Below are 23,984 nucleotides of genomic sequence, written 5' to 3'. Positions count from 1 at the left end.
AGACCCCTGTCCGGCGCCAAGTTGTCGTCGATACAGGGGCCTTAGCAGCTTTCGCGCCAGCTCCAGGCGCAACGGGTGAATCAGCCGCCGATGATCTTCATGACGGTCACGCCGCCCGAGAAGGCCACATCCTGCTTGTCGCCCAAGGCCTTGACCAGCAACCGCTGCAACGCCGGCAGGGCCAGATGACGCGGCTTGTCCAGCAGATCGCCGACATAGTGGCGGTTGCTTGACGACAGGCAGCCATGCAGCCAGCCGGTGGACGACAGGCGCAGCCGCGAGCAGGTCCGGCAGAAGGGCACGCTTTCGTTGGCGATAACGCCGAAGTGGCCGCCCGACTCGACGCGATAGCGCAGCGCCGTGGAATCCACCGGGGCATCGGCCTGCACATAGGCATGGCGCGAACCTATGATCTCCAGCAATTCGGCCAGGGGTACCAGCTGGTTGTTGAAGGTCGCGGGATTCTTGGCCAGGTGCCCCATGCGCATCAGCTCGATGAATCTCAGCTCGAAACCCCGCTCCAGGCAGTAGTCCAGCAGCGGCAGCACCTGGTCGAGATTCTGGCCGCGCAGGGGCACCATGTTGAGCTTGATCTTGAGACCGGCGGCCCGCGCCGCTTCCAGTCCGGCCAGCACCGTGGCCAGGTCACCACCGCGCGCCAGACGAGGAAAGGCCTCGGCGTCGAGGGTATCGAGCGAGACGTTGAGGCGCCGGATGCCGTGATCGATGAGGAAATCCAGCTTGCGTGGCAGCAGCTGACCGTTGGTGGTCAGGCTTATGTCCTTGAGACCGAGCTGGGAGACACGGGCGAGAAAGGGCTCCAGCCGCGGCGTGACCAGGGGTTCCCCCCCGGTGATGCGCAGCCGTTCGATGCCGGCGGCATCGATGAGGTATTCCACGCCCCGGGCCATGGTCTCGGCACTGAGTTCGTCCTGCGCCGCCACGAGCCGCTTGCCATTGGGCACGCAGTACGTACAGGCATAGTTGCAGGCCGCCGTGAGGCTGATCCGCAAGTTGCGAAACGCCCTACCCTGGCGGTCGACGATCATCTTGGGGGTACTCCACTAGAACAAGAGAAAAGGGATGACGCGGCATCCCTTGCCTCTATCGGACCCTAGGATCGGACAGGCGTTTCGACGTCGCGCTTGCGCCGGTTGCCCATGCGCACGCCGATCTCCATGAGGAACTGGAAGAAACCTTCCTGATCCTCCAGCACGTCGCGCCAGAACGGCGAATGGTAAAGGGCCACGGCCCCGTGCACCAGCGCCCAGGCGGCGCAGTAATGGAAATAGGGCGGGACGTCCTCGAGCTTGCCTTCGTCGATCCGACCTTCGATCAGGCTGGTCAGCCGCTGGAAATTGGAGGTGCGGATGCTGTGCAGCTGCTCGACCAGTTCGGGCACCTGACGCGTCTTGACCACCTTTTCCTCGAGTCGATCGAACAGGCGATAGCGCTGCGGATCGCTCATGCGGAATTCGAAATAGGCGCGGGAGAGCGCTTCGCGATCCCGGGCGACGTTGTCCGACTGGAACAGCTCGGCCAGGTCCCGCTCGTAATCCAGCATCAGGCGCAGATAGATCTCGGCCTTGGAATTGAAGTGCTTGTAGATGGTGCCTTTGCCGATACCGACCGCCTCGGCGATCATCTCGACGGTAACGCTGTCTTCTCCTTCGGAGAGAAACAATTGCAGAGCGGTATCGAGGATTTCCTGTTCGCGGCGACGGAACTCGCGGACTTTGCGGGATTCTTTCTGCATGGCAGCCCACTTGTTGTTTTGAAAAGGGATAGGGCCTTCGAATCGCCAGTTGCCCCTCGGCATACCGGCACTTCGTCACACCTTGGGCGAGCTCCACCGAAAGCATCGGTGAACCGCGCGGGCGCGCCCCTTATTATGCCCCATCACACCCAGATTGTACGGATCGAGTCAATGTCTTCCTGGAAGCACGAATTCCCTCAGGCCTACGCCATGAGATACCTCAACCACGCGGCCGTGGCCCCGTGGCCCAAGCGCGCCGCGCAGGCCGTCACCGAATTCGCCGCCGAGAACTGCCAGTATGGTGCGCGCAACTATCCGACCTGGCTGGTCCTGGAGCAGCGCCTGCGCGATCGCCTGACCCGCCTGCTCAATGCGCCGTCCAGCAGCGACATCGCCCTGGTGAAGAACACCTCCGAGGCCCTCTCCTTCGTGGCCTTTGGCCTGGACTGGCAGAGTGGCGACCAGGTGGTGATCAGCGACGAGGAGTTCCCCTCCAATCGGGTGGTCTGGGAAGCCTTGGCGCGTTTTGGCGTCGAGGTGGTGGAAGTCAACCTGGGTGACACCCCCGAAGCCAATCTGCTGGCCGCCTGTGGTCCGCGCACCCGACTCATGGCCATCAGCGCCGTGCAGTACGCCAGTGGCCTGCGGCTGGATCTGCCTCAGTTGGGCCAGGGCTGCGACGCCAAGGGCGTGCTGCTGTGCGTCGATGCCATCCAGCAACTGGGCGCCCTGCCCTTCGATGCCCAGGCCTGCAACTGCGCCTTCGCCATGGCCGATGGCCACAAGTGGATGCTTGGCCCGGAAGGCCTGGGGGTCTTCTATTGCCGCGCCGATCTGCGCGAGCAATTGAAACTGCACGAATACGGCTGGCACATGCTGGACAACGCCGGCGACTACAGCCAGCGCGAATGGCAACCGGCCAAGACGGCGATGCGCTTCGAGTGCGGCAGCCCCAACATGCTGGGTGCCGTGGCCCTGGAGGCGAGTCTGTCACTGCTGGAAGATGCCGGCATGGAGCAGGTCGGTAAGGACTTGCTGGCGCGGATCGAGCTGCTCGACAGCCATATCCGTCGCCTGCCCGGCGCGATCCTGCATTCGCCGGTCAATGCCGAGCGCCGCTCAGGCATCCTCACCTTCTCGCTCGAAGGCTGGGACAACCGCCAACTGTTCGAACGCCTCAAGACCGCCGACGTGGTCTGCGCCCAGCGAGGTCCGGGCATTCGCCTATCGCCGCACTTCTATACCAGCGAGCACGTGCTGGAGCAGACCCTGGATCTGGTGGGGGCGCTGGCGCGCTTCTAATGGTCGAAAGGCACGGGATAGCCAGTGTTGGGGCAGCGCTATTCCAAAACTGTTTAAAAAACGTCCAATCCCGACTGGACCTTTCCCCGCGCTGGCCAATACTCAAGTGACTGGCCGCGTCGACCCCCGCGGCGCGGGCCAGGGAGGCGGTTCTCTGTCTTGGCGATCCGCTGGTCCGGCCCGGGTATCCCAGGATACCCGGGCCATTTTTTTGCCTAGAGGGCAGCGCGGGGAAACAGCCGGCGGAAGTTGGCGGTGGTCTGCTCGGCAAGGGTTGCCAAGCTCACCCCTCGCACGTCGGCCAGACATTGAGCGACCTCGACCACGAATTGCGGCAGATTGGCCTTGCCGCGGTGAGGTACCGGGGCCAGATAGGGCGAATCGGTTTCCACCAGCAGGCGATCGGCCGGCACCTGGCGCGCGACGTCGCGCAGCTCGGCGGCATTGCGAAAGGTCAGGATGCCGGAAAAGGAGATGTAGAAGCCCAGGTCCAGAGCGGCCTTGGCCGTTGCCCAGTCCTCGGTGAAGCAGTGCAGCACCCCGGCGCCCGGCAGGTCGGCGGCGCCCAGCATCGCCAGGGTGTCGGCGCGCGCTTCCCGGGTATGGATCACCAGGGGCAGCGCCGTGCGGCGGGCCGCTTCGAGGTGCAGGGCGAAGGACTGCTGCTGGATCTCGGCGGTGTCGGGCTGGTAGTGATAGTCGAGGCCGGTCTCGCCGATGGCGGCGACGCGCGGATGGGCCAGCCGCTCCAGCAGCCAGTCGAGATCGATGGCGCTGCCCTGGGCGGCATCCAGCGGGTGAATGCCCACCGCGCAGTGGACATCGGCATAGCGTTCGGCCAGGGCCTGCACCGTGGGCGCGTTGCCGGCATCGACGCCGATGCAGAGGAACTGGCTGACGCCCCGAGCGCGCGCAGCATCCAGCGCTGCATCCAGGGAGCCGTCATGAAGGGAAAGATCGAGTCGATCCAGGTGACAGTGGGAGTCGACGAAGTGCACGAGAAATAGCCTTGAATCAGGAGAGGCCCCGCCCCGAGCGGGACGGCGACAGTCTCACATGGTATGGGTGGGACGGTCCGACTTCAGCGAGCCGGCCAGATAGGTTTCGATCTTGTTGCGCGCGGTATTGTCGCCTTCGTTGAACTGCACGCCGACTCCGGCGGCTCTATTGCCCTGGGCGCCCTTGGGGGTGATCCAAACCACCTTGCCGGCAACCGGAATCTTGTCCGGCTCGTCCATCAGGTTGAGCAGCATGAAGACCTCGTCACCCAACTTGTAGGTCTTGCCCGTGGGAATGAACAGGCCACCGTTGCGGATGAAGGGCATGTAGGCGGCATAGAGCACCGACTTGTCCTTGATGGTGAGGGACAGGATGCCATTACGGGGGCCCAGGTTCTGCGGCAAACTCATGAGATTCTCTCGAGACAGGCAAGACGAACGCGCGGATCGCTAGCGTCCGGGCACCAGGCCGGCCCAGCGGATCAACAGCGATTCCAGCAACAATACGCGGTTGAGGTTGGCTTTGCCCAGCACCTTCTGCCGCTCGGCATGCAGCCATTCCTGCAGGGCCAGCACCTCGTGCGGCACGCTCTTCTCAGCCAGGTAACCCAGCACCTTGGCCATGTCCGGCGCGGCTTCGGCATCGGCGCCACCCCACTGCTGACGCAGCACGCCATGGGTCCATTCGCAGAACCAGTCGAGCAGCAGCGGCAGGGGTACGGCGTTCCAGCTCTCGGCCAGTTGACTGGGTGCTGCCTGGCGCTTGAGCAGGCGCTTCACTCCTTCCACCACCAGGGCCCGGCGGGCGAGCACGTCCTCGCCATGCAGACGCAGGGCTGCCAGCGGCGAGCCGCCGGCCAGCACCAGCAACTGGGTGCGGATTTCCGCGTCCAGGTCAGGCAAGCATTCGCCCAGCCAGGTGAGACTCTCGGCGCGCGAGGGCACCGGACAGGCCTGCTGCACACAGCGGCTGCGCACGGTGGGCAGCAGACGACTCGGCTGGTGGCTCACCAGCAGCAGCACGGTAGCGCCCGAGGGCTCTTCCAGACTTTTGAGCAGGGCATTGGCGGCATTGAGGTTCATCGCCTCGACCGGCTCCAGCAGGATCAGCTTGCGCCCACCCAACTGGGCGGTCTGGGAGACGAAGTCCACCAGGCCGCGGATCTGATCGACACGGATGGGCTTCTCGGCCTCTTCCGGCTGGATCACACAATAATCGGGGTGCGTACCTGCCCTCAGGAGCGAGCACGCCTTGCACTGGCCGCAGGCGGCATCGCCCTGGGGCGCCTGGCAGAGCAGCAACGCGGCCAAGCGCTCGGCCAGGTCGCGCTTGCCGATGCCGCGGGGACCATGCAGGAGATAGGCATGAGCATGCTGCCGCCGGGACGAGATCCGCGCCCAGAGCGCCTGCTGCCAGGGATAGACGTCAGCCACCTGACGTCGGCTCCAGGGTGGCGACCAGGGCGCGCAGCTCCGCCTGTACCTCGGCCAGGCTGCGCGAGGCATCGATCAGGCGATAACGCGCTGGCACGGCCTGGGCGCGGTCCAGATAGGTCTGGCGCACCGCTTCGAAAAAGGCGCGCTGCTCCTGCTCGAATCTGTCCAGGGCACCACGGCGGGCCGCCCGGGCCAGGCCGATCTCCACCGGCAGATCGAATACCAGGGTCAGGTCGGGTTGCAGATCGCCCAGCACGAAGGCTTCCAGCGTGGCGATGCGCTCCACGGGGACACCGCGACCGCCGCCCTGGTAGGCATAGGTCGCATCGACGAAGCGATCGCAGAGTACCAGGGCACCCCGCGCCAGGGCGGGCCGGACGACCTGGGCCAGATGCTGGGCACGGGCGGCGAACATCAGCAGCAATTCGGTATCCACAGCCATGGGCTCGGCGGCCGGCGCCAGCAGGATCTCGCGGATGCGCTCGGCCAGCGGCGTGCCACCCGGCTCGCGGGTCAGCACCACTTCACGCCCACTGGCGCCGAGGAGTTCGGCGAGATAGTCGCGGTTGGTGCTCTTGCCCGCGCCCTCGGGGCCTTCGAGGGTGATGAACAGGCCGTTTGCCGTCATGGGGTTTCCTTGGTTTCGGGCGTCTGCGGAGCGGGACTGGAGCGATAGTCGGAGCGCCGCTTGAGCTGGAAGTCGCGGACCGCCTGATTGTGCGCCTCCAGGTCCTTGGAAAAGACATGGCTGCCATCGCCACGGGCGACGAAATACAGGCTGTCGCCATCCTTGGGATGCAGCGCCGCATGGATGGCTTCGCGTCCCGGCATGGCGATCGGCGTCGGCGGCAATCCCGCGTTGAGATAGGTGTTGTAGGGCGAGGGCTCGCGCAGATCGGCGCGGGTGATCCGGCCGTTGTAGCGCTCGCCCATGCCGTAGATCACCGTGGGATCGGTCTGCAGCAGCATGCCGGCCGCCAGGCGCCGGACGAAGACGCCGGCGATCTCGTCGCGCTCCTCGGGCACGCCGGTCTCCTTCTCTACCAGCGACGCCATGATCAGGGCCTGGTAGGCGTCCTTGTAGGGCACTGCGGGATCGCGCGCCTGCCATTCCTGGTCGAGCACCGCCTGCAGGCGCTGATTGGCCTGGCGCAACAGATCCGACTCGCGCTGGCCCTTCACATAGCGATAGGTATCGGGAAAGAAGCGCCCCTCGGGATGCTGGCCCTCCAGCCCCAGGCGTTTCATCAGGGCGGCATCGTCCAGCTCGGCGGTATCGTGTTCGAGCTTGGGCTGCCGCGCCAGGGCAGCGCGCACCTGCCGGAAATTCCAGCCTTCCACCAGGGTGAGGCCGTACTGCACCACCTCGCCCTTGCGCCAGAGGCCGAACAGCTGCTCCACGGTCATGCCTGGGGTCAGGCGGTATTCACCGCTATGCAGCGTCTGCCCGGCCAGATTGAAGCGCCAGTACAGGCGTAGCCAGAAGGCGCCGTCGAGCACCCCCTGCTCTTCCAGGCGCAGCAGACTGCCGCCTGGGGTCGCCCCCTTGGGGATCTCGATCAGTTGCTCGCCGTCGACCTTCAGCGGCTGAATCAGCGCCTGGTGCTGGCGCCAACCGGCCAGGACCAGCAGCAGGCCGCCAGTGGCCAGCAGCGCCGTAAGCAGAGCTCTCGCCTTGCGCATCGGCTATTCCAGAATCTCGTTTATCGAACCTTGCAGTTTACGGGTCACCGGTCCCACGGACCAGTTCGCGGCTGCGTACCGGCGCACGGGCCAGATACCATATTGGCTGTTGCAGAGGAAAACTTCGTCGGCACCGAGCAGGTCATCCAGCGACAGCGATAGCACCTCGGTCGGGATGCCCTCCGCGGCGGCGATGTCGAGCAGCAGGCCACGCATCACGCCGGCCACGCCACAATCATCGAGCGCGGGGGTCAGCAGCCGCCCCGCGCGAACCAGGAACAGATTGCTGAATACCCCTTCGATCGGCCTGCCGTCCTGAGCCAGCATCAGGCCTTCGGCATACTCGGTGCTACTCCACTCCCCACGCGCCAGCACCTGTTCGAGTCGATTCAGGTGCTTGAGTCCGGCCAGCAGCGGCTGGTGTGCCAGGCGTGTGGTGCATGGATAGAGGGCGATGCCCTCGGTGGCCTGGACTGCCGGATAGGCCGGTGCCGGGGAGCCCAGCAACAGCCGTCGCACCTCGGGCTCGGCCGGCGGGGCATAACCGCGCAGGCCATCACCACGGGTGAGCAGCAGCTTGGCGACGCCCTCTCCCAGCAGCGTCGCATAGGCGCGGATCTCGGCGTCCAGCTGCGCGATGTCGCCGGGAATACGCAGCCGCTGGCAACCCGTGGCCAGCCGCTGCAGGTGACGGTCCAACAGACGTGGCTGGCCCCGGCGTACCGCGATGGTCTCGAACAGCCCATCGCCATAGGCCAGACCCCGGTCGCGTTGCAGGCCGGGATCCAGCGGTTGGCCATTGAGCCAGTCCTGGATCAAGCGTCGAAGCGCCGGAACACCAGACTACCGTTGGTGCCACCAAAGCCGAACGAATTGGACAGGGCCACTTCGATGGGCCGCTGCCGCGCCTCGTGGGGCACGAAGTCCAGATCGCAGCCGTCGCTGGGATGGTCCAGGTTGATGGTGGGCGGCGCCACCTGATCGCGCAGGGCGAGTACCGTGAAGATGGCCTCCACCGCACCCGCGGCACCCAGCAGGTGACCGGTCATGGACTTGGTGGAACTCACGCTCAGACGCTTGGCCTGCTCACCGAACACCTGCTTCAAGGCAGCCACCTCAGCCAGGTCGCCGGCTGGCGTGGAGGTGCCATGGGCGTTGACGTAGTCGACCGCTTCCGGCGCGATGCCGGCGTCCTTGAGGGTCGCTCTCATGCAGCGCGCGGCACCCGCGCCGTCTTCCGGCGGTGCGGTCATGTGGAAGGCGTCCGCGCTCATGCCGAAACCAATCAGCTCGGCATAGATGCGGGCGCCCCGCGCCTTGGCGTGCTCGTACTCTTCCAGCACCAGGGCACCGGCGCCATCGGACAGCACGAAGCCATCACGGTCGCGATCCCAGGGCCGGCTGGCGCGGGTCGGATCGTCGTTGCGGGTCGACAGGGCACGCGCCGCGCCGAAGCCACCCAGACCCAGACCTGAGGTCGCCATCTCCGAACCGCCGGCGACCATGACATCGGCCTCGTCGTAGGCGATGTTGCGCGCCGCCATGCCGATGCAATGCGTCGCCGTGGTGCAGGCGGTGGCGATGGCATAGTTGGGACCCTGCAGACCCAGATGGATCGACAGGAAACCGGACACCATGTTGATGATGGAGCCCGGGACGAAAAAGGGGGAAATACGGCGTGGACCCTGGGCGAGCAGCGACTGGCAATTCGCCTCGATATTGGTCAGTCCGCCGATGCCGGAACCCATGGCGACACCCATGCGCTCGCGATTGCCATCGTTGACCTCGATACCGCTGTCACGCATGGCCTGGAAGCTGGCAGCGAGACCGTATTGGATGAACAGATCCAGCTTGCGGGCTTCCTTCGCGGACAGGTACTGTTCCACGTCGAATCCCTTGACCGATCCGCCGATCCGCGTGCTGAAGGCAGAGACGTCCATATGCTCGATCGGCGCGATACCGCTGCGACCGGCCAGGATGCCTTCCCAGCTGCTCGCCACATCGGCGCCAAGCGGCGATACCATGCCCATACCCGTGATCACGACACGTCTACGCGACACACCCAACTCCTCTTGTCCTTCCGGGGCGGCCACCCCTCTTAAAAAAAGCCGATTCCAGCGATCTTGACCTTGGACCTAAAGAAAAGCCGCACGCCCTACAGGACGTGCGGCTTCTTGTGTCCGAAACTGGCGACTACTTATTGCTGGTGAGCAACGATGTAGTCGATAGCTTCCTGGACGGTGGTGATCTTCTCAGCCTGCTCGTCCGGGATTTCGGTCTCGAATTCCTCTTCCAGAGCCATCACCAGTTCGACGGTGTCAAGGGAGTCGGCGCCCAGATCCTCGACGAAGGAAGCGCTGTTGGTAACTTCCTCTTCCTTCACGCCGAGCTGCTCAGCGACGATCTTCTTAACGCGTTCTTCGATGGTGCTCATACCGTGTTCTCACTCCTAAAGGAAAAATCCGCACAACGGATTGCGCGTAAGTGTATAGAAAGGGATTTCCGTATTTCAAGCTGACGCGACATCAAGACGTATGCACGGCCATTGCTGGTCCGACAGTTTACCAGCTTAGCGCAATAGCCGCGCGGGGGTAACGCCGGTCAGCTCATGTACATTCCGCCGTTCACGGGGATCGTGGCGCCGGTCACATAGGCCGCGCCCTCGCCGGCCAGGAAGCCGACCACCTTGGCGATCTCGTCGGCCTGGCCGAGGCGGCCGGCCGGGATCTGGGTCAGCAGCGCGGTGCGCTGGGCTTCCGGCAGTTCACGGGTCATGTCGGTGTCGATGAAGCCAGGCGCAACGGCGTTGACAGTGATGCTGCGCGAACCCACCTCGCGAGCCAGCGCCCGGGTGAAGCCCTCGAGACCGGCCTTGGCGGCGGCGTAGTTGGCCTGGCCGGCATTGCCCATGGCTCCCACCACCGAGCCGATGCTGACGATGCGACCCCAGCGCCCCTTGGTCATGCCCTTGAGCACAGCCTTGGACAGGCGGAACAGGCTGTTGAGGTTGGTATCGATCACGTCGAACCACTCGTCGTCCTTCATCCGCAGCATCAGGTTGTCGCGGGTGATGCCGGCGTTGTTGACCAGGATCGACGGGGCGCCGAATTGTGCCTGGACCTGCTCGAGGGCAGCCGCGACGGAGGCGTTGTCGGAGACGTTGAGCACCAGACCGGTGCCTTCGATACCGTTGGCCTTGAGCGACTCGGCGATGCGCTGGGCGCCCGCCTCACTGGTCGCGGTGCCGATCACAGTGGCGCCCAGGCGGCCCAGTTCCAGGGCGATGGCTTGACCGATACCACGGGTGGCGCCCGTGACCAGGGCGACCTTACCTTGCAGACTCATCTCGTTTCCTCGATTCAAAAAGCCGCGCGCGCGGCGGCGAAGGCGTCGGGGGTGTCCAGGGCCAGCGTTTCCACGCCCTTGACGCATCTCTTGTTCAGACCGGCCAGCACCTTGCCGGGGCCGCACTCCACCAGGTGGGTGACGCCCTGGGCAGCCAGGTACTGCACGGATTCGACCCAGCGCACCGGACTGTAGAGCTGGGCCAGCAGATCCTGCTGGAGGCTGTCCAGGTCGGTGTTGACGCCGGCATTGACGTTTTGCACCACCGGAATCTCCGGCTGGCTCCAGGTGCAGCCGCGTACGTCCTCGGCGAACCGCTCGGCCGCCGGGCGCATCAGCTCGCAGTGGGACGGCACGCTGACCGGCAGGGCCACGGCGCGCTTGGCACCCAGCGCCTTGCAAGCCTCGATGGCGCGCGCTACCGCGGCGGCGGCACCGGCGATCACCACCTGACCCGGGGCATTGAAATTGACGGCGCTCACGACCTCGCCCTGGGCGGCTTCGGCACAGGCGGCCAGCACCTGGGCATCTTCCAGACCCAGGATGGCGGCCATGCCACCCTGCCCGGCCGGCACGGCCTGCTGCATCAGCTCACCGCGACGCGCCACCAGGCGTACCGCCTCGGCGAACGGCAGGCTGCCCGCGGCAACCAGCGCCGAGTACTCGCCCAGGCTGTGACCGGCGACATAGGCCGGCTTGGTGCCGCCTTCGGCCAGCCACAGACGCCACAACGCGATGGAGGCGGTCAGGATGGCGGGCTGGGTACGGTCGGTCTGGTTGAGCGACTCCTGGGGGCCCTGCTGGGTCAGCGCCCAGAGGTCGTAGCCGAGGACGGCGGAGGCTTCGGCAAAGGTTTCGCCGATCAGCGCATGGTGCGTGGCCAACTCACCCAGCATGCCCAGGGCCTGGGAACCCTGACCGGGAAAGACGAAAGCGAGAGAGGCGGACATAGGCAGGTCTCTTGTAGGTCCATTGCTGGCGAAACCGCGATTCCGCCACTGACAGACTGAGATGTCGGTGTCGACCGGTCGGTCACACCGCTTTCAGAGCCGCCAAGTTTAACCGGATACGGCCAGGCAGATCAGTCTCCACGTCGCGCAGAGCGCGCTCGATGGCTTGAACGAGACCGACTTCGCCTGCCGCGCCATGGCTCTTCACCACCACCGCGTTCAAGCCGAGAAAGCTCGCGCCATTGTGCAGCTCCGGATTCCAATGACGGAAACGGCGGGCCAGCCAGGGTTGCAGCAACCGACGTTCGAGCCAGGAGGCCGTGCCACTGCGCTCGACCAACAGGCGCAGCAGCGCCTCGCCGGACTTGAGCACGGCGTTGCCGGTGAAGCCATCGCAGACCACCACGTCGGCTGCGGCGGCATAGAGATCGCTGCCTTCGACGAAGCCGATAAAATCGAAGGCCTGACTCTGAGCGAGGCGCCGGGCGGCGTCCTGGATCACCGGCGTGCCCTTGCCCGGTTCGCGCCCGACGTTCAGTAGCGCGACCCTTGGCCGCACCAGACCCCGCGCCTGGGCCGCCCCCGCGCCCAGATAGGCGAACTGCACCAGCTGTTCGGCCGAGGTGTCGAGGTTGGCGCCGAGATCCAGCAGCAGCGTCTGATGCCTGTCCCGCCCGGGCAGCGCCGATACCATGGCGGGTCGATCGATGTCCGGCAGCGTCCCGAGCAGCTGTCGCGCGAGCGCCATCCAGGCCCCGGTATTGCCGGCACTCAGGCAGCCCTGGGCACGCCCCTGCTGGACCGCTTCGAGGGCGGCATGCATGGAGGTCCGGGTGCGACTTCGTACCACAGCAGCGGGTCGCTCATCGGGCCCGACGAGGGCATCGACGTATTCGAACTGCAGGCGGTTGGCGAGGGAGGCAGGCGGTGACCAGGCCGACAGGGCGTCGCGCTGACCACAGAGGAGAAGCTGTAAGGCGGGGAAACGCTCGAGAGCGTCGAGTGCAGCAGGAACAATGCAGCGGGGACCGAAGTCCCCGCCCATTGCATCGATCGCGATGACGATTTCGATCGAGGATTACTCGTCGGAACCCTTGTCGATCACTTTGCGACCGCGGTAGAAACCGTCGGGCGACACGTGGTGGCGCAGGTGAACTTCACCGGTGCTCTTTTCCACGGACAGAGCGTTCGCTTCGAGGGCGTCGTGCGAACGACGCATGTCGCGAGCGGAACGGGATTTTTTGTTCTGCTGAACAGCCATGATTTAACTCCTAAACGTTTGGGTCACGCTTCAACTGCGCAAGTACACTGAACGGGTTGGGTCGCTTTTCCTCGTCCGCCGGCTCTTCGGGCGCCTCGAAACCTTCCGGATGTTGGCAAGCACCTTCCGGATGCACAGGGATGATCGGCAGAGCGAGCAACAGCTCTTCTTCGATCAGGCTATGCAGATCCAGGGGTTCTTCACCAACCTCCAGGGCATCGTAACCCTGTGGCAAGGCATCGGCCGACTTCCCTTCCCAGAGCACGGCGAAATCGAATTCGCTGCTAATGGGAAGCACTGCCGGCTCCAGACAACGCTGGCAAATCATCTCGACCGCGGTATCCAGGACACCATGGATGACGAATTGCTTTTGTTGATCACGCCCGAAGTCGAGGACGACGGCTACCGCGCCTTCGGACTTCACGAGCTGCTCGCCGACACGCCGCATGTTCGCGAGAGGCAGCTCACCCTTGAGGGTTACGCCGCGATCCGCCAATTTGCGAGGATCGACCTGAGGTGGAATTGGCCCATTCAACATAAGCGCGCCATTATAGGGACGGCCTTACGGCTGTCAAAGGAAATTAACCCCGAAGCGATTCCGACCGACCTCTGGTCGACCGCGCCCGAGAACAAACCGATGCCTCTCATTCTACTCGCTTCCAGCTCACCTTACCGCCGCCAATTGCTGGAAAGGTTGCACCTGCCCTTCGCCCACCAGTCGCCGGACATCGACGAGACGCCGCTACCCGGCGAAAGCCCGCGGGCGCTGGTAGAGCGACTGGCGCGGGCCAAGGCCGCCGCCCTGGCCGACCAGCCAGCGCCCACGCTCATCATCGGCTCGGATCAGGCAACCGCCATCGATGGCGAGATTCTCGGTAAGCCCCTGACGCATGAACGGGCCCACCAGCAACTGGCCCGGGCCAGTGGCCGCACCCTGGTGTTCCATACCGGGCTCGCCCTGCTGGACAGTCGCACCGGCGAGTGCCGTAGCGAGGTGGTGGATTTCCAGGTGCGCTTTCGCCCGCTCGACGCGGCGACGATCGACCGCTACCTGTTGGCGGAACAGCCCTATGACTGCGCCGGCAGCTTCAAGGCCGAGGGCCTCGGCATCGCGCTCTTCGACGCCATGCAGGGAGAGGATCCGACCAGTCTGATCGGCCTCCCCCTCATTCGGCTCGCCGCGCTGCTGCGCGAGGCAGGACTGCAGGCCCCCTGAGACCTGCTGGACGCTGCCCTAGCGCAGCGTCGGACCCTGCCAGCCCATATAGAGGGCCAGACGCTCGGCGACGCTGGCGCCCAGGCGCTTGGCGAAGCGATCAAAGGGCGAATCTTCCTGGGTATAGTCCACCAGCCGCTCTTGCTTGATCACATCCCGCGCCACGTAGCTGGCACTGCCCAGGCCATCGATCAGTCCCAGGGTCAGGGCCTGCTCGCCGGACCAGACCAATCCGGAGAACAGCTCGGGATGACCCTCGACCTTGAGCCGGTCGCCACGCCCCTTCTTGACGCTGTCGATGAACTGCTGATGGGTGGTATCCAGCACCTGCTGCCAGAAGCGGGTTTCCTCGGGCTTCTGCGGCTGGAAGGGATCGAGGAAAGCCTTGTGCTCGCCAGAGGTGTAGACGCGCCGCTCCACACCCAGCTTTTCCATGGTGCCGACGAAGCCGAAGGAAGCCGCGGTCACGCCGATGGAGCCGACCAGGCTGGCCTTGTCGGCGTAGATGGCATCGGCCGCACTGGCCACATAGTAGGCGCCCGAGGCACCCAGGTCGGTGATCACCGCGTACAGCTTGATGTCTGGATGCATGCCGCGCAGACGCTTGATCTCGTCATAGATGTAGCCGGATTGCACCGGACTGCCGCCTGGGCTGTTGATGCGCAGCACCACGCCACGGGTGTTGCTGTCGTCGAAGGCCTTGCGCAGGGCCGTAACTACGTTGTCGGCACTGGCCTTCTCGTCGTCGGCGATCACGCCCTTGAGCTCGATGAGCGCGGTATGGGCACCGGACTCGGTCACCCCACCCTTCTTGCCCAACGACAGCAGCGGCGTGAACAGCACCAGCATGACGATCAGGTACGCGAAGGTCAGCAGCTTGAAAAAGATGCCCCAGCGCCGCGCCCGCCGCTGCTCGCGCACACTGGCGAGCATGGTCTTCTCGATCAGGGCCCAGGTCTTGTCGTCCGCCGGACGCGCACGCCCATTGTCTTCCTTCCACTCGTCAGCCATGCCCTACCTCACTTCTGCCCACAACGTTGTCACCCAGCCACAGCGCCAGGTCCGCGAAAGCTTCGATCACCAGGCGCGGTCCGAAATCCCTCAGCACCTCGGCCGGCTGGGCACCATAGGCGACCCCGACCGCGGCGACCCCGGCGCGCCGGGCCATTTCCAGGTCGAACACCGCATCTCCCACCAGCAGGGCACGCTCCGGGGCGACACCGCAATGGGCGAGGATCTCCTGCACCATCTGCGGATCGGGCTTGCCAGCTGTCTCGTCGGCGCAACGGGTGATATCGAAGAACTCGCTCAGGCCATGCTGCTGCAGCGAGCGGGCCAGCCCACGCCGGCTCTTTCCGGTCGCCACGGCCAGTTGGTAACCCTGGGCGCGAAAGCGCTGCAACCCACTCATCACCTCCGGAAACAGCGGCGATGCCTCCTGCTCGCGGCGGACGAACTCGGCGCTGTAGGCATCGCGAAAGCCCTCGATCTGCGCCGGAGTCACCAGCTGCGGATAGAGGGCCTGGATGGCCGCGACCAGCTCCAGGCCGATGATGCCCTTGATGGCCACGTCGCTACGCGGCGGCAGCCCCAGCTGTTCGGCCGCCACGTGCATCACCTCGACGATCCGGCCGATGGAATCTGCCAGGGTGCCGTCCCAGTCGAAGATCAGCAGCTGGTAGTCAGGCATCCAGCCGCTCCAGCGTCTGGCTCCAGGTGCCGTCGACCGGCGCTTCCAGGCGCAGCTCACCGCCTTCGGGCAAGGGGATCACCAGACTCGCCGAGTGCAGGAACAGCCGCTTGCCGCCCAGCTCGCGAATCTCCTGGGAGAAGTCTTCATCACCGTATTTGGGATCACCGGCGATGGCGTGCCCGGCGTGACGGGCATGGACGCGAATCTGATGGGTCCGCCCGGTCACCGGCCGCGCCTCGACCAGGGTGGCGAATTCGCCATAGCGCCGCAGCACGCGGAATTCGGTGAGCGCTTCCTTGCCTTCGTCGTTGACCTCGACCATGCGCTCGCCGGATCTGAGGGTGTTCTTCAGCAAAGGCGCATTGATTTTCTTCTTGGCCGCCGGCCAATGGCCGCGCACCAGGGCGTGATAGCGCTTGTCGACGCCGTCGCCACGCAAGGCCTCGTGCAGGAAACGCAGCATGCTGCGTTTCTTGGCGATCATCAGCAGGCCCGAGGTATCCCGGTCGAGGCGATGGACCAGTTCGATGTCGCGGGCCTCGGGACGCAGTTGGCGAAAGACCTCGATGACCCCGCCGGTCAGGCCACTGCCGCCGTGTACGGCGATCCCGGCCGGCTTGTTGATGACGATTAGGGCCTTGTCCTCGTGGACGATGGACTCTTCCAGCCGCTCGAGCAGCCCCTTGGCCAGGGGTGCCGGCTCGCCGGGCTCGGACAGGCGCAGCGGCGGTACGCGAATCTGGTCGCCTGCCTGCAGACGATAGTCGGGCTTGATGCGCCCCTTGTTCACCCGCACTTCGCCCTTGCGCAAGATGCGATAGATGAGGGTTTTGGGCGCGCCCTTGAGTTGGGTACGCAGGAAGTTGTCGATACGCTGGCCGGCATAGTCGGCGGGCACATCGAGCAGTTGAACGCCGGTGCTGGGAGAAGGAGGCTTAGTCATCGGCAGATGATAGCAATTTTCCCTTATTTGAAGCACTTAAAGCTTGCTGCTATAGTCCGGAGGCGGTTATCAGTCCTGTCTGGATGGCACCGCTCGCGAGGCCGTCGATTCCGCCCGCGAATAATAGGCTGCAAATGCAATAGTCACTGGACGTCTGGCCGTCCAGCAGACCGCCGACTCTGCCCAAGGGGGTGAGTGGCGAGCTGCGATCCGCCTGGTAACCAAGGCAGCGGCACCCAGGGTGCCAGCTGTAAAACGACAACCGCTCCGGACCTTGCGGGCGGCACCAGATTCCTGAAGATTGTGTGCAGGATGGAGATGCACAACCAGCGTATCGCGTAGCCTGACAGTACGCCTGCAGCCCGCTTCGCGCCCAGCTTCGGCCAAGGTGACGATCGCAGGTGGAAGCCTCAAGGCCAACGGCCGATGCTCCAACCGCGACACCTGACACGAATCCCGCGACGACCCGGCTGCCCGAGCCTTTCGGCTGTCACGCCCGCACCATGCCTGGTTGATTCCTCCTTCTGCGGAGCTGCAAAGGCAGTCGCTCAAGCGCCTGCAGGAGACGTAGTCGCGGCACGCCCCCGGGCCTGCTGCTGGACACGAAGACCGGAGCTACTCCGGTTTCGATACGACCCCGTGCACCCTTCTCCTGAATTCTGTTGCCACCACGCGGGCCGAGAGCCTGGAACGTAGTGGTATTACATGAAGAGAATGCTCATCAACGCGACCCAGCCCGAGGAATTGCGGGTTGCCTTGGTCGACGGTCAACGCCTGTTCGATCTGGACATCGAGTCCGGAGCCCGCGAACAGAAAAAGGCCAACATCTACAAAGGCCGCATCACCCGCATCGAACCCAGCCTGGAAGCCGCCTTCGTCGACTTCGGCGCCGATCGCCACGGCTTCCTGCCGCTGAAGGAAATCTCCCGGGAATACTTCAAGAAGAACCCGGAAGGCCGCGTCAACATCAAGGAAGTGCTCTCCGAAGGCCAGGAAGTAGTCGTCCAGGTCGAAAAGGAAGAGCGCGGCAACAAGGGCGCCGCCCTGACCACCTTCATCAGCCTTGCCGGTCGCTACCTGGTGCTGATGCCCAACAATCCCCGCGCGGGCGGCATCTCCCGTCGCATCGAGGGTGAAGAGCGCAACGAACTGCGCGAAGCCCTGAACGGCCTGAACGCTCCGGGCGACATGGGCCTGATCGTGCGCACGGCCGGCCTGGGCCGCAGCACCGAAGAGCTGCAGTGGGACCTCGATTACCTGCTGCAACTCTGGTCCGCCATCAACGAAGCCTCGGGCGAGCGCAAGGGTCCCTTCCTGATCTATCAAGAAAGCAACGTCATCATTCGCGCCATCCGCGATTACCTGCGCCAGGACATCGGCGAGGTCCTGGTCGACAGCGTCGAAGCCCAGGAAGAAGCCTTGAGCTTCATCCGCCAGGTGATGCCGCAGTACGCCAGCAAGATCAAGCTGTACCAGGACAGCGTCCCGCTGTTCAATCGCTTCCAGATCGAAAGCCAGATCGAGACCGCCTTCCAGCGCGAAGTGAAGCTGCCGTCGGGTGGCTCCATCGTCATCGACCCCACCGAAGCCCTGGTGTCCATCGACATCAACTCGGCGCGCGCCACCAAGGGTGGCGACATCGAAGAAACCGCCCTGCAGACCAACCTGGAAGCGGCTGAGGAAATCGCCCGCCAGCTGCGCCTGCGCGACATCGGCGGCCTGATCGTCATCGACTTCATCGACATGACCCCGGTCAAAAACCAGCGCGCCGTGGAAGATCGTGTCCGCGAAGCCCTGGAAGCCGACCGCGCTCGCGTGCAGATCGGTCGCATCTCGCGCTTCGGCCTGCTGGAAATGTCCCGTCAGCGCCTGCGCCCTTCCCTGCGGGAAACCAGCGGCATCGTCTGCCCCCGTTGCAACGGCCAGGGCATCATCCGCGATGTGGAATCCCTGTCGCTGGCCATCCTGCGCCTGATCGAGGAAGAAGCCCTCAAGGATCGCACCGCCGAGGTCCGTGCCCACGTACCCATCCAGGTCGCGTCCTTCCTGCTCAACGAGAAGCGCAACAGCATCACCAAGATCGAGTTGCGTACCCGCGTGCGCATCATCATCCTGCCGGACGATCACATCGAGACCCCGCACTTCGAAGTGCAGCGTCTGCGTGACGACAATCCCGAGCTGCTGAACAGCCAGTCCAGCTACGAGATGGCCAATACCGAAGCCGAAGAGGTGCAACCGGTCAGCTCCACCCGCACCCTGGTGCGCCAGGAAGCGGCGGTGAAGGTCGCGCCCGAGCGCGCGCCGGCCCCTACTCCGGTCACCGCCGAAGTGGTGGCGCCCGCCGCCCCCGCAGCCAAGGCCACTGCCGAGCCGAACCTGTTCAAGGGCCTGGTGAAGTCCCTGGTCAGCCTGTTCGCCGGCAAGACCGAAGAGCAGCCGATGGCCGATAAGGCCGTTGCCGCGCCGGTCGCCGCCAAGAGCAGCGACGAGCAGCGCAGCCAGGACGAGCGCCGCAACGGTCGCCAGCAGAATCGCCGCCGCGAAGGCCGTCGTGATGACGAGCGCAAGCCGCGTGAAGAGCGTCAGCCCCGCGCCGACCGTGGCGAGCGTAGCGAGCGCCCGGCCCGCGAAGAGCGCAAGCCGCGTGAAGAGCGTCAGCCCCGCGAAGAGCGTCAGGCCCGTGAAGATCGTCCGGCTCGCGAGGAGCGTCAGCCCCGCGAAGAGCGCGCCAATCGCGAAGAGCGTCAACCGCGTGAAGAACGCCAGCCCCGCGAGGAGCGTCAGCCGCGCGAAGAGCGCCAGCCGCGTGAGGAGCGCGCCTCTCGCGAAGAGCGCCAGCCGCGTGAAGAGCGTCAGCCCCGCGAAGAGCGCCAACCTCGTGAGGAGCGTCAGCCGCGCGAAGAGCGCGTGAGTGCCGAAGAGCGTCCGGCTCGCGAAGAGCGCAAGCCGCGTGAAGAGCGTCAACCGCGCGAAGAACGCAAGGTGCGCGAAGAGCGTCAGGAAGCGGCCAGTGCCGAAGAGCTGAACGAAGAAGAGGTACTGGACGGCAACGAGGAGCTGGAAGAAGGCGAAGAGCGTCCGCGTCGCCGTTCGCGCGGTCAGCGTCGTCGCAGCAACCGTCGCGAGCGTCAGCGTGATGCCAACGGCAACTTCATCGAAGACGAAGAGCAGAGTACTGCAGCCACCGATGCCCCTGTCGCGCCGGCCGCGGTCGCCCTGGGTACCGCCGTCGTGGTCAGCGAAAGCGTGACCGCCATTGCTACCCAGGAAGAGGTTCGTGACGTTCGCCAGCAGGAACCGACAGTCGCTGCCGACACCACTCCTGCCGCCGCCGAAGCGAATCAGGAAGCTGCGCTGGAGCAGCCTGCCGCCGACGCCCCTGCCCAGCCGGAGATCCTCACCCCCCAGGTGAGCCAGCTGCAGGACGAGCGTGCACCGCATCAGGAAGTGGAAATCGCCGCACCGGTCGCCGAGCAGGTCGCTCCGGTAACTGCAACCGCGCCCATCCCCACAGCACCGGTCGAGACCGACTCGGCAGAATCGGCTGCAGGTCGCGCCTCCAATGATCCGCGCGAGCGTCGTCGCCGTGAGCGCCTGGCCCGTGAAGCTGAGGCTGCCCGTGCAAAGCAGGCCGAGCAGGATGCGCAAGCCCCTGCCCTGGGCGCCATCGCGGAAACCGAGGAAACCTTCGCTACCGCAGCGGTAGGGACCGTAGAGCCGCAGCAGGCACCCGAGGCTCAGCCCGTCCAGGCCGCCGAAGAGCTGCCCGCCGCTGAAGCCGAGTCCGCGCCAATCGTGGTGGAAGAGCCCGTCGAAGTCGTGCCTAGCCCTGCCCAGGAAGAAGCGGCCAACGTCGCCCTGACCGGTGAGCACGATAGCTCCGCCGAAGCCCCCAAGGCCGACACGGTGCAGGCAGATGAAGCCGCTCAGGCCGAGATCGACCGCAAGCGTAACGAGTCGCGGGAAAACCACACCCGCTGATTCTGGCGGTAGATGAAAAAGGGCGCCTTGGCGCCCTTTTTCATGCCCGGAATTCAAGGAGGTGCCAGGGCCTGCGGTAGCTGGTAAGCCCCACCCACGCCGCCCGGATACATCCCCACGGGTTGGCGCTGAGCGTAGCAAAGCCCAATGCCAGCACGGATGCATTGTCTGTTGGGCTTCGACGATAGAGCCGTATCAGCCCAACCTACGTTGCCTGGGTAACCCCCCGTAGGTTGGCGCTGAGCGTAGCAAAGCCCAATGCCAGCAGGGATGCATTGCTTGCTTGCTGGGCTTCGACGATAGAGCCGTCTCAGCCCAACCTACGTTGCCCAGGCATACTCCCGTAGGTTGGCGCTGAGCGTAGCGAAGCCCAACGCCTCAAGGTACGGTCGCTGCCGGACTTCGGCGGTGGAGCTGCCTCAGCCCAACCTACGACATCCCTGCTGGAAAAATGCCGGGCATAAAAAAACCCAGCCGCTTGGCTGGGTTTTTCGAGCGTATCCCGAAGGATTAACGCTTGGAGTACTGCGGACGCTTACGCGCTTTGCGCAGACCGACTTTCTTACGCTCGACTTCACGGGCGTCACGAGTGACGTAACCGGCTTTGCGCAGGGAGCTGCGGTAGCCTTCGTCATACTCGATCAGAGCGCGGGTGATGCCGTGACGGATAGCACCGGCCTGACCGCTCACACCACCGCCAGCGACGGTAACGTAGATGTCGAACTTCTCCAGGGTCTCGGTCAGCTCGAGGGGCTGACGCACGACCATGCGCGCGGTCTCGCGGCCGAAGAAGGTGTCCAGAGCGCGATCGTTGATGGAGATCTTGCCAGTGCCCGGACGGAGGAAGACACGAGCGGTGGCAGTCTTACGACGGCCGGTACCGTAATTTTGAGTTGCCGACATGTTGTACTATCCCGATTAAAACTTGAGTTCTTGGGGCTGCTGAGCGGTGTGCGGATGGTTCGCACCCTTGTACACCTTGAGCTTGCGATACATGTCGCGGCCCAGCGGGTTCTTCGGCAGCATACCCTTGACGGCGGTCTCGATGACGCGCTCGGGAGCACGGGCGATCAGCTTTTCGAAGTTGATCGACTTGATGCCACCCGGGAAACCGGAGTGATGGTAGTACATCTTGTCGGTAGTCTTGGCACCGGTCACACGAACCTGCTCGGCGTTGATGACGACGATGTAGTCGCCGGTGTCAACGTGAGGGGTGTATTCGGGCTTGTGCTTGCCACGCAGGCGAGTGGCGATTTCAGTAGCCAGACGACCCAGAGTCTGGCCAGCAGCGTCGACGACGTACCAGTCGCGCTTAACGGTTTCCGGTTTTGCGGTGAAAGTTTTCATTCTCTATGGCCTCAGAGGCCGCCCTGGTAAAAAGACGGCAAATTCTACACAACAGTGCAACCCCAGACAAGTCAGGGGCAGCCGGAAACAGACGCTCTTCGGGGGCTCGGGTCGGCGTCCGCTACGGCGATCTCGGCAGGCTTAGGCATCCCCCGCCAAGAAAGCTGCGGCATGATACCCGCTCAGGGTAAAAAAGCAAGCAGAGAATCAGAAGGAAAAGAGCGCCTGGGTAGCCGCCGAGCCCTGACGGCGTGAGGCCAGGTGGTCTGCCAGCCGTGTGGGTTCCGGCAGGCGGTGGCGTCTGACGCAGGCCATGACCAGCGCGGGCGCGGTGGCCAGACTGACCCGGTGGCCGGGCGAGACGATCAGCGGCTTGACCCGATCCTTGCTGCGCAGCACCGACCCAATCAACGCGCCTTCGCGATCCAGCAACTCGACCTGACTGCCACGGCTCTCGGCGAGTTCGGCGTGGTGACCGGTGAGAATCTTCTTGGCCACGCCAATCGTCGGCAGACCAGTGACCACGCCCAGATGAGCGGCGATACCCAATCGGCGTGGATGGGCGATGCCGTGGCCATCGCAGAACACCAGCTCGGGGGTCTCTGGCAATTCCGCCAAGGCCTGGAGCAACGCCGGCAGTTCGCGAAAGGACAGCAAGCCTGGCACATAGGGCATCACGGTGGGGATGCGGGCGACGGCATGGGCCAGCGGCTGCAAGGTCTCGGCATCCAGCAGGACGGCGACCGCGCGGGTGATCTCGCCGCCCTCCTCGAAGCCTACATCGACACCGGCATAACGCCGCGGCGAGCCGAAGTCGTCGTGCAACAGGACCTGCTTGGCCAGTTGCTTTTGCAGGATGCGCGCCTGGGTAGGCGAGCCATCCCAATCGGCGAAGGGGTCAGAATTCACACGTACCTCCCGAAAACCTGGGTCAAAGGATTGATCCTTCAACCCAGCCAGGGTTCAGGGCTTGTGCGGTCGAGCAAGGTACTCGTGGGACTGCATTTCCAGCAGACGGCTGAGGGTGCGCTGGAATTCGAACTCCAGGCGGCCACCCGAATAGAGGTCCTTGAGTTCGACCTCGGCGGACAGGATCAGCTTGACCTGGCGATCGTAGAATTCGTCGACCAGGTTGATGAAGCGCCGCGCCATGTCGTCCTTGAGCGCATCCATCTGCTCGACGTTGCTGACCAGCACCGTCTGGAAGATCTTGCCCAGCTCGATGTAGTCGTTCTGGCTGCGCGGACCGTCGCAGAGGGCACGGAAGTCGAACCAGGCGACGTCTTCGCAGGTGCGGCGGGCGCGGATCTCGCGATTCTCGATCATCAGCGGCACGTCTTCGCAGAGGTCGTTGCACTCGACGGTGAGCGAACGGAAGCTCTTGGCCATCGCGGCCTCGACCTCCTCACTCAGCGGATAGTGAAAGAGCTGGGCCTGCTCCAGGGCGCGCAGGCGATAGTCCACGCCGCTGTCGACGTTGACGATCTCGGTGTGCTCCTTGAGCAAGGCGATGGCCGGCAGGAAGCGCGCGCGCTGCAGGCCGTCCTTGTAGAGGCCGTCTGGCACGATGTTCGAGGTGGCGACCAGACTCACGCCGTTCTTGAATAGCTCTTCGAGCAGCGTCGCCAGGATCATGGCGTCGGTGATGTCGGAAACGAAGAATTCGTCGAAGCAGATCACCCGCGCCTCGTCGGCGAAGCGCCGGGCGATGATGGTCAGGGGATTCTTCTCGCCCTTGAGGGTGCGCAACTCTTCATGCACGCGCTTCATGAAGCGATGGAAGTGAGTGCGCATCTTCTGCTTGAACGGCAGGGCGTCATAGAAGGTATCGACCAGATAGGTCTTGCCGCGCCCTACCCCACCCCAGAAATACAGCCCCTTGACCGGCGTGACCGTCTTGCGCCCGAGCAGCTTGCCGAACAGGCCACCCTTGGCCGCGGGCTCCGCGAGCAATTCGTCATAGAGGCGCTGCAGATGGCGGACGGCCTCTTCCTGGGCAGCATCGTAGAAAAACTCCGGGCGCTTGAGGTCGGCCTGGTAACGCTCGAGGGGGGTCATGGCGGCTTCTGGTC

At 64.7% G+C, this 23,984-nt stretch carries 25 protein-coding genes; 3 read left to right on the top strand and 22 right to left on the bottom strand.

Translation table 11 applies throughout. The features are described 5' to 3' along the window. Positions 1 to 80 precede the first annotated feature (80 nt). Together NRG74_RS01260 and NRG74_RS01255 are read right to left on the bottom strand one after the other, a co-directional pair. Positions 81 to 1,049: a GTP 3',8-cyclase MoaA gene (locus NRG74_RS01260; protein WP_064307437.1), complete on the bottom strand. Its 969-nt coding sequence runs from the start codon at positions 1,047 to 1,049 to the stop codon at positions 81 to 83. 65 nt (positions 1,050 to 1,114) lie between these two features. Beyond that, positions 1,115 to 1,756 carry a TetR/AcrR family transcriptional regulator gene (locus NRG74_RS01255; RefSeq protein ID WP_007160588.1) on the bottom strand — a complete coding sequence of 214 codons (642 nt, stop codon included), beginning with the start codon at positions 1,754 to 1,756 and terminating at the stop codon, positions 1,115 to 1,117. 171 nt (positions 1,757 to 1,927) lie between these two features. Here NRG74_RS01255 and NRG74_RS01250 point away from each other — a divergent pair, with 171 nt between their 5' ends. Beyond that, on the top strand, positions 1,928 to 3,058 hold the full coding sequence (locus tag NRG74_RS01250) for an aminotransferase class V-fold PLP-dependent enzyme (protein WP_017641888.1): 1,131 nt from the start codon (positions 1,928 to 1,930) through the stop codon (positions 3,056 to 3,058). Between the two features lie 215 nt (positions 3,059 to 3,273). Here the strand turns inward: NRG74_RS01250 and NRG74_RS01245 are convergent, their stop codons facing one another. The 13 genes from NRG74_RS01245 to NRG74_RS01185 all read right to left on the bottom strand — a co-directional run bounded on the left by NRG74_RS01245 (position 3,274) and on the right by NRG74_RS01185 (position 13,270). After that, positions 3,274 to 4,056 (bottom strand): TatD family hydrolase, encoded by a 783-nt coding sequence (locus NRG74_RS01245; protein WP_017641887.1) that lies wholly within the window; start codon positions 4,054 to 4,056, stop codon positions 3,274 to 3,276. Positions 4,057 to 4,110: 54 nt separating this feature from the next. Beyond that, positions 4,111 to 4,467, bottom strand: a complete 357-nt coding sequence (locus NRG74_RS01240) for a PilZ domain-containing protein (RefSeq protein WP_017641886.1) — start codon at positions 4,465 to 4,467, stop codon at positions 4,111 to 4,113. Positions 4,468 to 4,506: 39 nt separating this feature from the next. Continuing rightward, positions 4,507 to 5,490, bottom strand: a complete 984-nt coding sequence (locus NRG74_RS01235) for a DNA polymerase III subunit delta' (RefSeq protein WP_017641885.1) — start codon at positions 5,488 to 5,490, stop codon at positions 4,507 to 4,509. Continuing rightward, positions 5,483 to 6,121 carry a dTMP kinase gene (gene tmk / locus NRG74_RS01230; protein WP_017641884.1) on the bottom strand — a complete coding sequence of 213 codons (639 nt, stop codon included), beginning with the start codon at positions 6,119 to 6,121 and terminating at the stop codon, positions 5,483 to 5,485. Before tmk ends, NRG74_RS01235 begins: the two co-directional genes overlap by 8 nt. Then, entirely contained in the window at positions 6,118 to 7,176 is a 1,059-nt protein-coding gene (gene mltG / locus NRG74_RS01225; RefSeq protein ID WP_064307435.1) for an endolytic transglycosylase MltG, read from the bottom strand. Before mltG ends, tmk begins: the two co-directional genes overlap by 4 nt. A gap of 3 nt (positions 7,177 to 7,179) precedes the next feature. Further along, entirely contained in the window at positions 7,180 to 7,992 is an 813-nt protein-coding gene (gene pabC / locus NRG74_RS01220) for an aminodeoxychorismate lyase (protein WP_257706546.1), read from the bottom strand. Beyond that, positions 7,992 to 9,236 (bottom strand): beta-ketoacyl-ACP synthase II, encoded by a 1,245-nt coding sequence (fabF, locus tag NRG74_RS01215; protein ID WP_026083937.1) that lies wholly within the window; start codon positions 9,234 to 9,236, stop codon positions 7,992 to 7,994. The genes pabC and fabF overlap by 1 nt, the downstream gene beginning before the upstream one ends. Before the next feature lie 137 nt (positions 9,237 to 9,373). Next, the gene (acpP, locus tag NRG74_RS01210) at positions 9,374 to 9,610 is read right to left on the bottom strand and encodes an acyl carrier protein (RefSeq protein WP_007160597.1); all 237 of its coding nucleotides are present in this window, start codon (positions 9,608 to 9,610) and stop codon (positions 9,374 to 9,376) included. A gap of 167 nt (positions 9,611 to 9,777) precedes the next feature. Beyond that, positions 9,778 to 10,521 (bottom strand): 3-oxoacyl-ACP reductase FabG, encoded by a 744-nt coding sequence (fabG, locus tag NRG74_RS01205; protein WP_257705540.1) that lies wholly within the window; start codon positions 10,519 to 10,521, stop codon positions 9,778 to 9,780. 14 nt (positions 10,522 to 10,535) lie between these two features. Next, a complete protein-coding gene (gene fabD / locus NRG74_RS01200) occupies positions 10,536 to 11,471 on the bottom strand; it encodes an ACP S-malonyltransferase (protein ID WP_017641879.1) in 936 nt (311 codons plus the stop codon). 82 nt (positions 11,472 to 11,553) lie between these two features. Then, positions 11,554 to 12,516 carry a phosphate acyltransferase PlsX gene (gene plsX, locus NRG74_RS01195; RefSeq protein ID WP_082731510.1) on the bottom strand — a complete coding sequence of 321 codons (963 nt, stop codon included), beginning with the start codon at positions 12,514 to 12,516 and terminating at the stop codon, positions 11,554 to 11,556. Positions 12,517 to 12,549: 33 nt separating this feature from the next. Further along, positions 12,550 to 12,732: a 50S ribosomal protein L32 gene (gene rpmF, locus NRG74_RS01190; RefSeq protein ID WP_007160601.1), complete on the bottom strand. Its 183-nt coding sequence runs from the start codon at positions 12,730 to 12,732 to the stop codon at positions 12,550 to 12,552. 10 nt (positions 12,733 to 12,742) lie between these two features. Further along, entirely contained in the window at positions 12,743 to 13,270 is a 528-nt protein-coding gene (locus tag NRG74_RS01185) for a YceD family protein (protein ID WP_081594602.1), read from the bottom strand. Positions 13,271 to 13,369: 99 nt separating this feature from the next. Here NRG74_RS01185 and NRG74_RS01180 point away from each other — a divergent pair, with 99 nt between their 5' ends. Further along, complete coding sequence (locus NRG74_RS01180; protein ID WP_257705539.1) at positions 13,370 to 13,948, top strand: Maf family protein; 579 nt, start codon at positions 13,370 to 13,372, stop codon at positions 13,946 to 13,948. An 18-nt stretch (positions 13,949 to 13,966) separates the two neighbouring features. On the opposite strand, the gene sppA is transcribed toward NRG74_RS01180, so the two are convergent. Genes sppA through rluC form a run of 3 tightly spaced genes read right to left on the bottom strand, consistent with a single transcriptional unit; the run spans position 13,967 to position 16,584 of the window. Then, entirely contained in the window at positions 13,967 to 14,959 is a 993-nt protein-coding gene (gene sppA, locus NRG74_RS01175; protein WP_184286132.1) for a signal peptide peptidase SppA, read from the bottom strand. After that, positions 14,952 to 15,638, bottom strand: a complete 687-nt coding sequence (locus tag NRG74_RS01170; protein WP_257705538.1) for an HAD-IIIA family hydrolase — start codon at positions 15,636 to 15,638, stop codon at positions 14,952 to 14,954. The genes sppA and NRG74_RS01170 overlap by 8 nt, the downstream gene beginning before the upstream one ends. Continuing rightward, on the bottom strand, positions 15,631 to 16,584 hold the full coding sequence (gene rluC, locus NRG74_RS01165; RefSeq protein WP_017641874.1) for a 23S rRNA pseudouridine(955/2504/2580) synthase RluC: 954 nt from the start codon (positions 16,582 to 16,584) through the stop codon (positions 15,631 to 15,633). The genes NRG74_RS01170 and rluC overlap by 8 nt, the downstream gene beginning before the upstream one ends. A 705-nt stretch (positions 16,585 to 17,289) precedes the next feature. On the opposite strand from rluC, the gene rne reads away from it, so the two are divergent. Beyond that, a complete protein-coding gene (gene rne, locus NRG74_RS01160; protein ID WP_257705537.1) occupies positions 17,290 to 20,565 on the top strand; it encodes a ribonuclease E in 3,276 nt (1,091 codons plus the stop codon). Between the two features lie 510 nt (positions 20,566 to 21,075). Here rne and rpsI read toward each other — a convergent pair. The 4 genes from rpsI to zapE all read right to left on the bottom strand — a co-directional run bounded on the left by rpsI (position 21,076) and on the right by zapE (position 23,970). Beyond that, positions 21,076 to 21,468 (bottom strand): 30S ribosomal protein S9, encoded by a 393-nt coding sequence (rpsI, locus tag NRG74_RS01155; protein WP_017640910.1) that lies wholly within the window; start codon positions 21,466 to 21,468, stop codon positions 21,076 to 21,078. Between the two features lie 15 nt (positions 21,469 to 21,483). Then, entirely contained in the window at positions 21,484 to 21,912 is a 429-nt protein-coding gene (gene rplM / locus NRG74_RS01150; RefSeq protein ID WP_007160609.1) for a 50S ribosomal protein L13, read from the bottom strand. A 207-nt stretch (positions 21,913 to 22,119) separates the two neighbouring features. Then, complete coding sequence (nfi, locus tag NRG74_RS01145) at positions 22,120 to 22,821, bottom strand: deoxyribonuclease V (protein ID WP_184286129.1); 702 nt, start codon at positions 22,819 to 22,821, stop codon at positions 22,120 to 22,122. Positions 22,822 to 22,875: 54 nt separating this feature from the next. Continuing rightward, positions 22,876 to 23,970, bottom strand: a complete 1,095-nt coding sequence (gene zapE, locus NRG74_RS01140; RefSeq protein ID WP_017640912.1) for a cell division protein ZapE — start codon at positions 23,968 to 23,970, stop codon at positions 22,876 to 22,878. Positions 23,971 to 23,984 lie beyond the last annotated feature (14 nt).

This window comes from Pseudomonas oryzihabitans (assembly GCF_024652905.1).
In the GTDB taxonomy this organism is placed as follows: domain Bacteria; phylum Pseudomonadota; class Gammaproteobacteria; order Pseudomonadales; family Pseudomonadaceae; genus Chryseomonas; species Chryseomonas benzopyrenica.
Note: the sequence above shows the minus strand (reverse complement) of the source record. Positions and strands in the feature narration are given on the sequence as shown.

Bases quoted from the DNA above. Each gene is read 5' to 3' on its own strand.
- NRG74_RS01260 (WP_064307437.1), bottom strand. From the start codon at position 1,049: ATGATCGTCGACCGCCAGGGTAGGGCGTTTCGCAACTTGCGGATCAGC.
- NRG74_RS01255 (WP_007160588.1), bottom strand. From the start codon at position 1,756: ATGCAGAAAGAATCCCGCAAAGTCCGCGAGTTCCGTCGCCGCGAACAG.
- NRG74_RS01250 (WP_017641888.1), top strand. From the start codon at position 1,928: ATGTCTTCCTGGAAGCACGAATTCCCTCAGGCCTACGCCATGAGATAC.
- NRG74_RS01240 (WP_017641886.1), bottom strand. From the start codon at position 4,467: ATGAGTTTGCCGCAGAACCTGGGCCCCCGTAATGGCATCCTGTCCCTC.
- tmk (WP_017641884.1), bottom strand. From the start codon at position 6,121: ATGACGGCAAACGGCCTGTTCATCACCCTCGAAGGCCCCGAGGGCGCG.
- mltG (WP_064307435.1), bottom strand. From the start codon at position 7,176: ATGCGCAAGGCGAGAGCTCTGCTTACGGCGCTGCTGGCCACTGGCGGC.
- acpP (WP_007160597.1), bottom strand. From the start codon at position 9,610: ATGAGCACCATCGAAGAACGCGTTAAGAAGATCGTCGCTGAGCAGCTC.
- fabG (WP_257705540.1), bottom strand. From the start codon at position 10,521: ATGAGTCTGCAAGGTAAGGTCGCCCTGGTCACGGGCGCCACCCGTGGT.
- fabD (WP_017641879.1), bottom strand. From the start codon at position 11,471: ATGTCCGCCTCTCTCGCTTTCGTCTTTCCCGGTCAGGGTTCCCAGGCC.
- plsX (WP_082731510.1), bottom strand. From the start codon at position 12,516: ATGGGCGGGGACTTCGGTCCCCGCTGCATTGTTCCTGCTGCACTCGAC.
- rpmF (WP_007160601.1), bottom strand. From the start codon at position 12,732: ATGGCTGTTCAGCAGAACAAAAAATCCCGTTCCGCTCGCGACATGCGT.
- NRG74_RS01185 (WP_081594602.1), bottom strand. From the start codon at position 13,270: ATGTTGAATGGGCCAATTCCACCTCAGGTCGATCCTCGCAAATTGGCG.
- NRG74_RS01180 (WP_257705539.1), top strand. From the start codon at position 13,370: ATGCCTCTCATTCTACTCGCTTCCAGCTCACCTTACCGCCGCCAATTG.
- sppA (WP_184286132.1), bottom strand. From the start codon at position 14,959: ATGGCTGACGAGTGGAAGGAAGACAATGGGCGTGCGCGTCCGGCGGAC.
- NRG74_RS01170 (WP_257705538.1), bottom strand. From the start codon at position 15,638: ATGCCTGACTACCAGCTGCTGATCTTCGACTGGGACGGCACCCTGGCA.
- rluC (WP_017641874.1), bottom strand. From the start codon at position 16,584: ATGACTAAGCCTCCTTCTCCCAGCACCGGCGTTCAACTGCTCGATGTG.
- rne (WP_257705537.1), top strand. From the start codon at position 17,290: ATGAAGAGAATGCTCATCAACGCGACCCAGCCCGAGGAATTGCGGGTT.
- rpsI (WP_017640910.1), bottom strand. From the start codon at position 21,468: ATGTCGGCAACTCAAAATTACGGTACCGGCCGTCGTAAGACTGCCACC.
- rplM (WP_007160609.1), bottom strand. From the start codon at position 21,912: ATGAAAACTTTCACCGCAAAACCGGAAACCGTTAAGCGCGACTGGTAC.
- zapE (WP_017640912.1), bottom strand. From the start codon at position 23,970: ATGACCCCCCTCGAGCGTTACCAGGCCGACCTCAAGCGCCCGGAGTTT.